This is a genomic window from Pseudarthrobacter sp. fls2-241-R2A-168 (genome assembly GCF_030209335.1).
Lineage (GTDB): Bacteria > Actinomycetota > Actinomycetes > Actinomycetales > Micrococcaceae > Arthrobacter.
The window spans coordinates 97,157-109,370 of record NZ_JARVSG010000015.1; the positions used below are offsets into that span (position 1 = coordinate 97,157).

Here is a 12,214-nt window from a genome sequence, read left to right on the forward strand (position 1 = left end):
ACGAATACTGGTTATATAGACGTACTGATCTACTAAGGAGGCCGACATGACAACAGCAGTGGCAGACCGCACACTCAACGCACTCGACCGGTGCGACCGTTGCGGAGCCCAGGCATATGTGCGGGTTGTACTCGAGTCCTCCGGCGGTGAGCTGCTGTTCTGCGGCCACCACGCCCGTGCAGTCGAGGCAACGCTCAAGCCGTTGAGCTCCGACTGGCACGATGAGACGGGCAAGCTTCACGAGAAGGCTGCCGTAGAAATCGACTAGCACACCCGAAGCAGTTGGGACCCCACCGGAAGGTGGGGTCCCTCTTCGTTTTAACCTCAGCCGCTCGCTCAGCAGCGCCTGGTACTAAGCAAAACGGCCCGCCGGCTGCTGCACCCCGGGAGGGGCACGGCAGCCGGCGGGCCGCTATCGCTGACTTGCTGGTCCTAGTCCAGGTAGTCCCGCAGGACCTGCGACCGCGAGGGGTGGCGCAGCTTGGACATGGTCTTGGATTCGATCTGGCGGATCCGCTCACGCGTGACGCCGTAGACCTTGCCGATTTCGTCTAAAGTCTTCGGCTGTCCGTCGGTGAGGCCGAACCGCATCGCAACAACCCCGGCCTCGCGCTCGGACAGGGTGTCCAGGACGGAGTGGAGCTGTTCCTGCAGGAGGGTGAAGCTCACGGCATCGGCCGGGACAACAGCCTCGGAGTCCTCGATGAGGTCGCCGAACTCGGAATCGCCGTCCTCGCCCAGGGGCGTGTGCAGCGAAATGGGCTCGCGGCCGTACTTCTGGACTTCGACCACCTTTTCGGGCGTCATGTCCAGTTCGAGGGCCAGCTCTTCAGGCGTGGGTTCACGGCCAAGGTCCTGCAGCATCTGGCGCTGGACACGGGCCAGCTTGTTGATGACTTCAACCATGTGCACCGGAATACGGATGGTGCGGGCCTGGTCCGCCATGGCGCGGGTGATCGCCTGGCGGATCCACCAGGTGGCGTAGGTGGAGAACTTGAAGCCCTTGGTGTAATCGAACTTCTCCACAGCGCGGATGAGGCCCAGGTTGCCTTCCTGGATCAGGTCAAGGAACAGCATGCCGCGGCCGGTGTAGCGCTTGGCCAGCGAGACCACCAGGCGCAGGTTGGCCTCGAGCAGGTGGTTCTTGGCGCGCTTGCCGTCGTGGATGATGAACTCAAGCTCACGCTTGTACTTGGGGTCCATGGACCCGTCGTCCGCGTTGATCTTCTCTTCGGCAAACAGACCGGCTTCGATCCGGAGCGCAAGGTCCACTTCCTGCTCGGCGTTGAGCAGCGCAACCTTACCGATCTGCTTCAGGTAGTCCTTGACGGGGTCGGCGGTGGCGCCGGCTGACATGACCTGCTGGACAGGTGCGTCGTCGTCATCAGCATCAGAGTAGACGAAGCCCTTGCCCGATCCGGCAGCACCCTTCACGGGATCGGCTTCGGCGTCCTCTTCAACAACGTCGGGGCCTTCGAGGATGATGTCGTCGAGGTCTTCCTCAACTTCTTCTACGTCATCGTCGGCGTCAGACGCCGATTTGCCGGCTGCCTCGGCGGCGGCCTTCGCGCCGGGCTTGGGGCCGCGCTTTTTGGGCTCACGCTTGCCGTCCGCACCAGCTTCACCGGCAGAAGCCTTGTTGGCTGCCCGAGTGGCGGCCCGCTTGGCGTTTGTCGCAGCCTGCTTCTGCTCAGCGGACAGTTCGTCCTGGGCGGCGGGGTCCTTCTTCGTGGAAGACGGGGTCACAGAAAACCTTTCTAGCGGTGGTCTGTGGAATCACCATACGGGCAACACCACTATGACCCTGTCAAGTCCGTGGTGGAAACCAAGCGCCACCACGGCCGGCAGAGTCTATAAATAGAACTGCCGGAGCGGCTGTAATGTTCCCCGAAAGGACCAGTTACAGGCACTTGATACACGGACCCAACCGGGTCTCGGCAACCATTGTCTCACGTTTCCCCGAATAGGACCTCCCCACGGTCCCGCGGCCTGGCCAACAAGGACCGGAGCGCTGGGCTTCAGGCGGCGTCCGGACCGAATTTCTGCCAGGCTGCCTCCTTCCGGGCTGCCCACCCGCACAAAGTACCGCGGCGCACCAGCTCCAGCAGCAGTTCCGCCAGACGGTAGCCGGGGTCGATCTCCAGGGCTTCCTCGTAATACGCAGCGGAGTACGAGCCGCGCCCGCGGCACCACGCAATCCAGCCTCTCCCCGTTAATGCGGCCGCGGCCGGCGCCCCGCCCAGGAGGGCCAACTGCCCCAAAACCAGATCCAGCGCGTCCATGGTCAGCCACTGCGGGACAGGCGGCTCATGCCCCATGAGGACATCACCGTAACCGGGAGTCCCCTGGTGTTGTCCGGTCTTTAGCAGGGTCTCGGGGGCCGGGGGTCCCCCGGTTGATGATGGAGCTCCGGCCGGCTCGGTCTCCGCTAGACCGGTCTCCAATGGAACAACGCCCGTAAAGACCACGGGCTCAGGTCCCTGCTCCTCGTCGAAATTCCCGAACTCCTCGGCTCCGGCTGCGGCAGCCGCCTGTCCGGCCGCCGCCATCACCAGGACAGCGTCGCGCCAGGCAGGCACCAGGAGCGAAGCCCGCAGGAAGGCGTCCCGGTCCACCAGCGGTTGGCCTAATTCCTCCCGCGGGCCTGCGAGCAACCCGGTCCAGAGGCCCAGCACAGCGTCAAACTGCGCCCGGCTCTGCCGCCGGCAGTCCAGGCGGGCCGACCAGGCAGCCTCGGCCTCCAGGACAGCTGCACGGTACAGGCTGGGGACAGTGCGGGCCTGCCGTTCCTCCGGAGGCGGCCCCACACTGCTTCCGCGGAACACCATTTCCGTGTTGAGCAGGCTGTCCCGGATCTGTTCCAGGGGCCGGCCCGGCAGCGGGCAGCAGGCCGGATCCGTGCACCAGGCGTCCCGCCAGTAGCGGTCCCCCACATACCAGGCCTCCTTGACGGGCATGCGGGCTCCGGCCAGCGCCGCTTCAAGGCTGAACAGCAGCCCGTCATAGCATCCCGGCCCGGACAGCCAGCCGTTGTTGGTGAAAAGAGCCAGCAGGGTGCCGTCGGCGTGCTCGTCTGCCGCCAGGTACCCGGCTATCGTTTCGGCGAAGGGTGCCGGATCGGCCAGCACCGCCGGCCCGGGAAGATCCAGCCGGAGGGTTGCACCCAGCCTCTTGCCCTGCAGCGTCATGGCCACCAGGCTGTTGGCCGGCCAGTATCCCAACGAGTGCGGAATGAAGCCCAGGATGTCTTCGGGGCCGCGGACTGTGAGGCGCTCTGGAGATGTCATGGTTCCAGCTTTCGCCTGCGGCGGAAGCCTCAGAAGGACCAGGCACGGCTATGTGGATAACGAGTCCGCCGCCCCCCCCCCCCCCGGCGGACGAGGCGAAAACCGGGCCTGTGCGGGACTAGTCGTCCGAAGCCGCTGCCTTGCTGCGCCGGGCCAGGTTTTCCCGGCGCTGGCGGGCCAGGGCACTGCGGAGGGGCGGTACCACAACGCCCTGCGCCGCCATCTGCCGCCGGACCTTCCGCCGGCAGACGAGCATGGCCACAACGCCGAAGCCAAGCAGCACGAACTGGACACTCAGGGCAATCCGGAACGGAGCCAGCCCGTACAGCTCTCCGTTGGAGAAGCCGCTGGCGTACAGCACGTCCAGCACCAGGCCGATGAGGAAGATGGCAATAAGCGCGGCGATGAAGCCCCCCACGTTAACAATGCCGGTGGCCGTCCCGATCCGGTGGGCCGGGTTGAACGTCCGCGCAAAGTCGAAGCCGATCATCGAGCCCGGGCCGCCGATGGCAAGCACCATGACCAGGCCGGCCAGGAGCCACAGCGGCGAGCGCCCCGGTGTCAGCAGGACAGCGGCCCACGCCCCGGCAGTCGCGGCGGCAATCAGGAGGACCATGGTGGAACGCCGCAGCGGATGGCGGGACACAAAGCGCCCGATAAAAGGACCTACCGCCATAGCGGCCGCCACGTACAGCGCCATCAGGGCAGCAACGGTTCCGGCGTCCAGGCCCTGTCCGGAAATCAGGAAGGGGTAGCCCCACGTCATCGCAAAAACGGTGCCGCTGAACTGGATGGTGAAGTGGCTCCACAGGCCCAGCCGCGTCCCCGGCTGGCGCCACGCGCGGGCCAGCGAGGCACCGGTGGCTTTCAAGCCCTGCTGCCCCTGCGGCCGGGCGGTACCGGGCGGCACATCCTGCAGGAGCAGAACCACCAGGACGACGGCGAGTCCGGACATCCCGGCCAGCATCAGGAACGCCGGGGTCCAGCCGGCAGAGTGCAGCACGAACGCGAACGGGAGGACACTGAACAGCTGTCCCAGCTGCCCGGACATCCCGGTCAGCTGGGTGACCAGCGGCACGCGGGCGGGAGCGAACCAGAGCGGAATCAGGCGGATCACCGAGATAAAGGTCATGGCGTCGCCGGCGCCCACGAGGACCCGGCCGGCCACGCCGCCGGGGATGCTGTCGGCGAAGGCCAGCTGAAGCTGGCCGAGCCCCATCAGCACGGCACCGCCGGCGATCATGGCCCGGGAGCCGAAGCGGTCCACCAGCAGCCCCACCGGGATCTGGAGCCCGGCGTAGACAAGGAGCTGAAGGACGGTGAAGAACGAGATCGCGGCGGCGCTGGCGTGAAAGCGTTCCGTCGCTTCCAGCCCCACTACCCCGAAGGAGGTGCGCTGGCAAACTGCCACCAGGTACCCGAAGATTCCAATGGTCCAGATCAGCCAGGCTCGGGGTGCAGTCACCTCTTCATTATGCCCGGACACCCGTCCCCGCCCCGGCAGCAGGGCGTTCGACTGCAGTTCGGGTGCGGAAAGGGTTCAGCACACGGGCGCGTCTACTGGCCGGGATTCTCGCGGGCGAGATAGGCCTCCACTGCGGCGCCGAGGACATCGGCGTTGGGCAGCTCGTCATTTTCATCCGCCAGGAGGGATCGCCGGACGGTACCTTCGGCCTTTTCGTCATACCGGGACTCAAGCCGGGACACCACCTGCTGGACTTCCTCGGAGGCGTCGATCTGCTCGGCGATCTGGCGGCTGACCTCACGGCCGGCTTCGCGGAGCCGGTCCGAGGGAAGCATCAGGGAGGTGGCGGCGCCCAGGTACTCCAGGCCGGCCACGGCGGCCGTGGGGTATTCGGCCTCGGCCAGGTAGTGCGGCACGTGTATGACGTAGCCGGCAACGTTGCGGCCTGCCTCCACGAGGCGGAGTTCAAGGATGTGCCCCACTGCCGCGGGCACTTCCACGGTGGGCTTCCACACCGAGATGCCCTCGATGAGCTCCGGCCGGTTGCCGTGGACCGTAACGCCCACCGGGCGGGTGTGCGGAACGGGCATGGGGATTGAGTGGATCCAGGTGACCAGGTTGACGTCGAGTTTCTCCACGATGCCCACCACTGCGCGGGCAAAACGTTCCCACTGCAGGTCCGGTTCGAATCCGGCCAGCAGCAGGAAGGGGCTGCCCAGGCCGTCCACGAGCCGGTAGAGGGCGAGCCGGGGTTCCTGGTAGTCCTGCAGGTGGTCCTCGACAAAGGTCAGGTGCGGCCTGCGGGAGCGGTAATCGATCAGCTGGTCGGCGTCGAAGACGGCAACGGGCTGGGCGTCGAGCGAGTCCAGCAGCTCGGCATTGATCTGCTTCACCACCTGCCCGGCGTCGGCGAATCCGGTGAAGCCCATCACCAGGTTCAGCCCCTTGAGCTCCGGGCTGTGGAACAGCTCAATGTTGCTTGCATAAAGCGCGTCGGGGTCCAGCAGGGAGCCGGAGATCCGTTCAAGCACGGCGTGTTCCTTTCATGGGTGCGGGTGGACATCCTCTACAACGCCCCGGGACAGCCCCGCATTCCTGCGGCTGGTGTGGCGCACATCTCAGGAAATTCACCGGCTCAGGCGGGGACGGGCTACGATCGGAACTGGCCTGCCAGACGGGCTTAAAGACACCCGGGCTGCGTCCCGAACGACGGCAATCCGGGCATCCATGGCAGAGCGCCGAACATGCACCCCTGCTTCGAACATCTCGCGAGAATTGAGGACTGATCCCTGTGGTCAAGAATACTGAAATCAACCTTAGTACCCTCACCAGGGACCTGAAGAAGAGCCCCAGTGACGCAGTGGTCATCGGTGTGGGGAAGGGCACTGACGGTCCGGTGCTCCTGGACAACCCGCTGACGGCCAAGAGTGCCGAGGCCCTGGCGGAGTCCCTCAAGTCTCTGGGCGTCACGGGCGCCGCAGACCAGATTGTCCGCCTTCCCGGCCTTCCGGAAACGGGCGCCGGAATCCTGGTCCTCGCCGGCACCGGCAGCGTGGCGGCCGGAAAGCCGCTGACGGAAGAAGCGCTCCGCCGCGCTGCCGGCTCCGCCGTCCGCCAGCTTTCCGGCCTCGCCACGGTTGTCCTGGCCCTTCCGACGGCGTCCGTCGCCGACGTGGCGGCAGTCGCCGAAGGTGCCGCCCTGGGGGCCTATTCCTTCACCGAATTCCGGTCCTCCACGGACGGGCTGAAGGATCCGGTCAAAAATGCCGTTATCTTCACGGACCTGGCCGGCAACGACGGCGTCAACGCAGCACTGAAGCGTGCCGGCCTGCTCGGCAAGGCCGTTAACGCCACCCGGTCACTGGTCAACCAGCCGCCGAGCCACCTCTACCCGGAGACGTTCGCCGAGGCCGCAAAGGACCTGGCCAAAGGCCTGCCCGTCAAAGTCACCGTCTGGGATGAGAAGCGGCTGGAAAAGGAAGGCTTCGGCGGCATCATGGGCGTGGGCAAGGGCTCAGCCCGCCAGCCCCGCCTGGTCAAGGTCGAATACTCCCCTGCCAAAGCAACCTCGAAGATCGCCCTCGTTGGCAAAGGCATCACGTTCGACACCGGCGGCATCTCCATCAAGCCGGCCCTCGGCATGGGCGACATGAAAAGCGATATGGCCGGCGCCGCCGTCGTCCTTAATACTGTCCTGGCCCTGGCGGGACTGGGCCTGCCGGTGAAGGCGACCGCATGGCTCTGCATTGCCGAAAACATGCCCTCCGGGGCGGCGTCCCGCCCGGCGGACGTCCTCACCATGTTCGGTGGCAAAACTGTTGAGGTCCTGAACACCGACGCCGAGGGCCGCCTGGTGATGGCAGACGGCATCGTGGCCGCCAGCCGCGAATACCCGGACGCCATCATCGACGTCGCCACGCTCACCGGTGCGCAGCTGATCGCCCTGGGCAACCGCACCGCCGGCGTGATGGGGTCGGAGAGCGTCACGGGTGCCCTGAAGACCGCGGCGGACCGTGCGGGCGAACTGGTCTGGCCCATGCCGCTGCCCGAGGAACTGCGCCCCAGCCTCGATTCGCAGGTGGCCGACCTGGCCAACATCGGCGAACGCCACGGCGGCATGATGACGGCGGCCGTTTTCCTGCGCGAATTCGTGGGTAAGGGCAAGGACGGGGAACAGATCCCCTGGGCCCACATCGACATCGCCGGGCCTTCCTTCAACAACGGAAGCCCCTACGGCTATACCCACAAGCAGGGAACGGGCTGCACGGTCCGGACCCTGGTGGCCTATGTAGAGGACATCCTGGCAGCAGCCGCCTGAGGCCAACGGGCAGCCGTAGCCCGGTAACTGCGCGCCCTGCGGCACGGGATGTTCCCTGCGCCGCAGGGCCGCGTGACACTCGACACAAGCGCTCCACAAACGCGGCGCCAAGGTGGAGCATGGATAAGTGGTTCGCTAAGGTGAACCACGGTAGTCACAAATGCAAGAGAACAGGCACGCTGACATAATCACGGCAGTGCAAGTTCCAAGACCAGATGATGCGCGGAAGAACGCGTCATCGTTCACGCGAGGGAGCGTTTAAGTGGCCGATCAGGCAACTGCGCAAGAATTCGACATCCTGGTACTCGGTGGAGGCAGCGGTGGATACGCCGCCGCCCTGCGGGCCGTACAGCTTGGCCTGACCGTCGGCCTCGTGGAGAAGGCAAAGCTGGGCGGCACCTGCCTCCACAACGGCTGCATCCCCACCAAGGCGCTGCTGCATTCGGCAGAGCTCGCCGACCACGCCCGTGACTCCGCCAAGTACGGCGTGAACGTCACCCTGGACGGCATCGACATCACCGCGGTCAACGCGTACAAGGACGGCATCATCGCCGGCAAGTACAAGGGCCTCCAGGGCCTGATCAAGTCCAAGGGCATCACCGTCATCGAAGGTGAAGGCAAGCTCCAGGGCACCGACACCGTTGTGGTGAACGGCACCGCCTACAAGGGCAAGAACATCGTTTTGGCCACCGGTTCCTACTCCCGCACCCTTCCGGGCCTGGAAATCGGCGGCAAGGTCATCACCTCGGACCAGGCCCTGACCATGGACTCCATCCCCAAGAGCGCCATCATCCTCGGCGGCGGCGTGATCGGTGTCGAGTTCGCTTCGGTGTGGAAGTCCTTCGGCGTGGACGTCACCATCGTGGAGGGCCTGCCCTCGCTGGTCCCGAACGAGGACGCCACCATCGTCAAGAACTTCGAGCGTGCCTTCAAGAAGCGCGGCATCAAGTTCTCCACCGGAGTCTTCTTCCAGGGCGTTGAGCAGAACAACGACGGCGTCAAGGTCACCCTCGTGGACGGCAAGACCTTCGAAGCGGACCTCCTGCTCGTCGCCGTCGGCCGTGGCCCCGTCACCGCCAACCTGGGCTACGAGGAAGCCGGTATCACCATCGACCGCGGCTTCGTCATCACCAACGAGCGCCTGCACACCGGCGTCGGCAACATCTACGCTGTCGGCGACATCGTCCCCGGCGTGCAGCTGGCGCACCGCGGCTACCAGCAGGGCATCTTCGTGGCCGAGGAAATCGCCGGCCTCAAGCCGGTGATCGTCGAGGACATCAACATCCCCAAGGTCACCTACTCCGATCCCGAAATCGCCACCGTGGGCTACACCGAAAAGGCAGCCAAGGAAAAGTTCGGCGACGACCAGGTCCAGACCCAGGAATACAACCTAGCCGGCAACGGCAAGAGCTCCATCCTGGGCACTTCCGGACTGGTCAAGCTGGTCCGCCAGAAAGACGGCCCCGTGGTGGGCGTCCACATGATCGGCGCCCGCATGGGCGAGCAGGTGGGCGAAGCCCAGCTGATCGTGAACTGGGAAGCATACCCCGAGGATGTGGCGCAGCTGGTGCACGCCCACCCCACCCAGAACGAGTCCCTGGGCGAAGCCCACCTGGCACTCGCGGGCAAGCCCCTTCACGGCTAGTCTCCCCCAAGCACCAAAGGGCCTGGTGCACCCGGCACGAAATGCCGGGTGCACTAGGCTGGCCAACAAGGCAGCAATCATCCGCACTAAAGATCAATAAGGAGAACGGGGACGACATGTCTGAATCCGTTAACTTGCCCGCCCTCGGTGAGAGCGTCACCGAAGGAACCGTCACCCGCTGGCTCAAGCAGGTAGGTGACCGGGTAGAGGTGGACGAGCCGCTGCTCGAAGTCTCCACCGACAAAGTAGACACTGAAATCCCCTCTCCTGTAGCTGGCGTGATTGAGGAAATCCTGGTTGCCGAGGACGAGACCGCCGAGGTAGGCGCTCCCCTGGTCCGGATCGGCGACGGCTCCGGTGGCGGCGCCCCCGCTGCACCGGCCGAAGAAGCTCCTGCGCAGGAAGCTCCCGCTGCCGCAGCCGCCGAAGAAGCACCGGCACAGGAAGCCCCCGCCCAGGAAGCCCCTGCACAGTCTGCGCCCGCCCAGGAAGCACCGGCAGCTCCGGCAGCCGGCGGCGGCGAAGGCCACGAGGTCACCCTCCCGGCCCTGGGCGAAAGCGTCACCGAAGGCACCGTCACCCGCTGGCTGAAGGCCGTGGGCGACTCCGTTGAGGTGGATGAGCCGCTCCTGGAAGTTTCCACCGACAAGGTGGACACCGAGATCCCGTCCCCCGTTGCCGGCACCCTGCAGGAAATCCGGGTCAACGAAGACGAAACCGCAGAGGTCGGTTCCGTCCTGGCCGTCATCGGCTCCGGTGCAGCTGCTGCCCCCGCCGAAGCGCCGGCCGCACCCGCCCCGGCACAGGAAGCGCCGGCACAGGAAGCCCCCAAGGCTGAAGCACCTGCCCCGCAGGCCGCTCCCGCACCGGCCGCGGCACCCGCTCCGGCAGCAGCACCGGCCCCCGCCGCAGCACCTGCCGCAGCCGAGGCCGCACCCTCAAACGGCGGATCCGAGTCCGGTTACGTCACTCCCCTGGTCCGCAAGCTGGCGAACCAGCACGGCGTGGACATCGCCTCACTCTCCGGCACCGGCGTGGGTGGACGCATCCGCAAGCAGGACGTCATCGCCGCCGCCGAGGCCAAGGCCGCACCGGCCGCAGCGCCGGCAGCAGCACCGGCCGCGTCTGCTCCCGCAGCCTCCAACGCCGCAGTTTCCTCGCTGCGCGGCACCACGCAGAAGGCACCGCGCATCCGCCAGGTCATCGCCCGCCGCATGCGCGAATCCCTGGAGATCTCCACCCAGCTGACCCAGGTCCACGAGGTGGACATGACCAAGGTGGCCAAGCTCCGTGCCCGCGCCAAGAACTCGTTCCAGGCGCAGAACGGCGTCAAGCTGACCTTCCTGCCGTTCATCGCCAAGGCCGTCGCCGAGGCCCTCAAGCAGCACCCCAAGCTCAACGCTGCCTACGACGAGGCGAAGCAGGAAATCACCTACCACAACGCCGAGCACCTCGCGATTGCCGTGGACACGGACAAGGGGCTGCTGGTTCCGGTCATTTCCGACGCCGGCAACCTGAACCTCGCTGGCCTGGCGGGCAAGATCGCCGACGTTGCCAGCCGCACCCGCGACGGCAAGATCGGCCCGGACGAGCTGTCCGGCGGCACCTTCAGCATCACCAACATCGGTTCGGTCGGGGCCCTGTTCGACACCCCGATCATCAACCAGCCGCAGGTGGGCATCCTGGGCACCGGCGCCATCGTCAAGCGCGCCGTGGTTGTTTCGGATGAAAACGGTGACGACTCGATCGCCATCCGCTCCATGATGTACCTGTCGCTGACGTATGATCACCGCCTGGTGGACGGCGCGGACGCCGGCCGGTTCCTCCAGACCCTGAAGGCACGCCTTGAAGAGGGCGCCTTCGAAGCGGACCTGGGGCTGTAACAGGCCAACAACGCACGCACGGCGGTGCAGGCAGCGGTGGGAAACCAGCGCAACGCCTGCACCGCCGTCGGCGTTTAACTACTACAAGCTGTAGAACCTCTGGCTACACTGGTCCCATGAACATCGTCTATAACATTGTGGTTTTCCTGCACATCGTCGGCGCCGCCATGATCGTGGGCATCTGGATCGGCCAGATGAAAAATCCCACCGTCCACCCCCGCCAGTTCGACGGCGCCATGCTCCAGCTGCTCACCGGCATCGCCCTGATGGGCCTGATCCCGGCCCTGGACATGGACGCCAACTACGCCAAGCTGGGCATCAAGTTCGCCATCGCCCTTGCGGTTGGCGTGCTGGCCTTCATCGGCCGCCGCAAGTACAAGAACAACGAGCCCGTCAGCAAGGGCCTGGCACACGCTGTGGGCGGTTTGGCGCTGCTGAACGTAGCCATTGCCACCATCTGGCAGTAGGCGGTCTTTTCTGCACCGTACGACGGCGACGCTCCCTTCCAGCGGGGCGTCGCCGTCGGCGTTTTAGCGCCATGGTCACAATCCTCTGACAGCGGACAACCCGTGCACCCGGGGTGCCGAATCCATAGGATGGGTAGCGGCGGGGTCCTGGCAGCAGCCTGCCCCGGTTCGAATCGATTTGAGGAGTGACATGGCAGCAACACGTTCAGCAAACGCAGTATGGAACGGCAACCTGACGGAGGGTTCCGGCACCACCAGCCTGGCCACCTCAGGCCTGGGCACCTTCGACGTGACGTGGAAGGCCAGGACTGAAGCGGCCAACGGCAAAACGAGCCCGGAAGAGCTCATCGCTGCAGCCCACGCAGCCTGCTTCTCTATGGCCTTCAGCAACGAGCTCGCCAACGCCGGGCACACACCGGAGGAAGTGCGCACCAAGGCAGATGTCACTTTCGTTCCGGGCACGGGCATCACCGGCAGCCACCTGACCATGTCAGCCCGGGTCCCCGGCATCTCCGAGGACGAGTTCCAGAAGATCGCAGCGGACGCCAAGGTGGGCTGCCCGGTCTCCGGCGCCCTCGCCAGCATCGACATCACACTGGACGCCACGCTGGAGGCCTAGGCCCTCCCCCAGGCTTAACAAAAGGCCCTG

The 12,214-nt window shown here is 65.9% G+C and carries 10 protein-coding genes; 6 read left to right on the forward strand and 4 right to left on the reverse strand.

The genetic code is table 11. From position 1 onward, the window contains the following. Positions 1-46 precede the first annotated feature (46 nt). The gene (locus QRN11_RS10595) at positions 47-268 is read left to right on the forward strand and encodes a DUF7455 domain-containing protein (RefSeq protein WP_013600696.1); all 222 of its coding nucleotides are present in this window, start codon (positions 47-49) and stop codon (positions 266-268) included. 164 nt (positions 269-432) lie between these two features. On the opposite strand, the gene QRN11_RS10600 is transcribed toward QRN11_RS10595, so the two are convergent. From QRN11_RS10600 to QRN11_RS10615, 4 genes are all read right to left on the reverse strand, one after another. Further along, on the reverse strand, positions 433-1,746 hold the full coding sequence (locus QRN11_RS10600) for an RNA polymerase sigma factor (RefSeq protein WP_142058091.1): 1,314 nt from the start codon (positions 1,744-1,746) through the stop codon (positions 433-435). A 272-nt stretch (positions 1,747-2,018) separates the two neighbouring features. Next, on the reverse strand, positions 2,019-3,287 hold the full coding sequence (locus QRN11_RS10605; protein WP_285250927.1) for a DUF4192 domain-containing protein: 1,269 nt from the start codon (positions 3,285-3,287) through the stop codon (positions 2,019-2,021). 118 nt (positions 3,288-3,405) lie between these two features. Beyond that, positions 3,406-4,752, reverse strand: coding sequence for an MFS transporter (locus QRN11_RS10610; RefSeq protein ID WP_285250928.1), 1,347 nt, complete (start codon positions 4,750-4,752; stop codon positions 3,406-3,408). A 92-nt stretch (positions 4,753-4,844) separates the two neighbouring features. Next, positions 4,845-5,783 carry a proteasome assembly chaperone family protein gene (locus QRN11_RS10615; protein WP_091420047.1) on the reverse strand — a complete coding sequence of 313 codons (939 nt, stop codon included), beginning with the start codon at positions 5,781-5,783 and terminating at the stop codon, positions 4,845-4,847. Between the two features lie 260 nt (positions 5,784-6,043). On the opposite strand from QRN11_RS10615, the gene QRN11_RS10620 reads away from it, so the two are divergent. The 5 genes from QRN11_RS10620 (at position 6,044) to QRN11_RS10640 (ending at position 12,184) form a co-directional block, all read left to right on the forward strand. Further along, complete coding sequence (locus QRN11_RS10620; protein WP_142058085.1) at positions 6,044-7,570, forward strand: leucyl aminopeptidase; 1,527 nt, start codon at positions 6,044-6,046, stop codon at positions 7,568-7,570. Between the two features lie 262 nt (positions 7,571-7,832). Further along, entirely contained in the window at positions 7,833-9,215 is a 1,383-nt protein-coding gene (gene lpdA / locus QRN11_RS10625; protein ID WP_142058083.1) for a dihydrolipoyl dehydrogenase, read from the forward strand. A 116-nt stretch (positions 9,216-9,331) separates the two neighbouring features. Then, on the forward strand, positions 9,332-11,098 hold the full coding sequence (gene sucB, locus QRN11_RS10630) for a 2-oxoglutarate dehydrogenase, E2 component, dihydrolipoamide succinyltransferase (RefSeq protein ID WP_285250929.1): 1,767 nt from the start codon (positions 9,332-9,334) through the stop codon (positions 11,096-11,098). Positions 11,099-11,214: 116 nt separating this feature from the next. Beyond that, positions 11,215-11,565, forward strand: a complete 351-nt coding sequence (locus tag QRN11_RS10635) for a hypothetical protein (protein ID WP_285250930.1) — start codon at positions 11,215-11,217, stop codon at positions 11,563-11,565. A gap of 190 nt (positions 11,566-11,755) precedes the next feature. Further along, positions 11,756-12,184, forward strand: coding sequence for an OsmC family protein (locus QRN11_RS10640; RefSeq protein ID WP_056333222.1), 429 nt, complete (start codon positions 11,756-11,758; stop codon positions 12,182-12,184). Positions 12,185-12,214 lie beyond the last annotated feature (30 nt).

Excerpts from the sequence above, each read along its gene's own strand:
- QRN11_RS10595 (WP_013600696.1), top strand. The coding sequence starts at position 47 with ATGACAACAGCAGTGGCAGACCGCACACTCAACGCACTCGACCGGTGC.
- QRN11_RS10605 (WP_285250927.1), bottom strand. The coding sequence starts at position 3,287 with ATGACATCTCCAGAGCGCCTCACAGTCCGCGGCCCCGAAGACATCCTG.
- sucB (WP_285250929.1), top strand. The coding sequence starts at position 9,332 with ATGTCTGAATCCGTTAACTTGCCCGCCCTCGGTGAGAGCGTCACCGAA.
- QRN11_RS10635 (WP_285250930.1), top strand. The coding sequence starts at position 11,215 with ATGAACATCGTCTATAACATTGTGGTTTTCCTGCACATCGTCGGCGCC.
- QRN11_RS10640 (WP_056333222.1), top strand. The coding sequence starts at position 11,756 with ATGGCAGCAACACGTTCAGCAAACGCAGTATGGAACGGCAACCTGACG.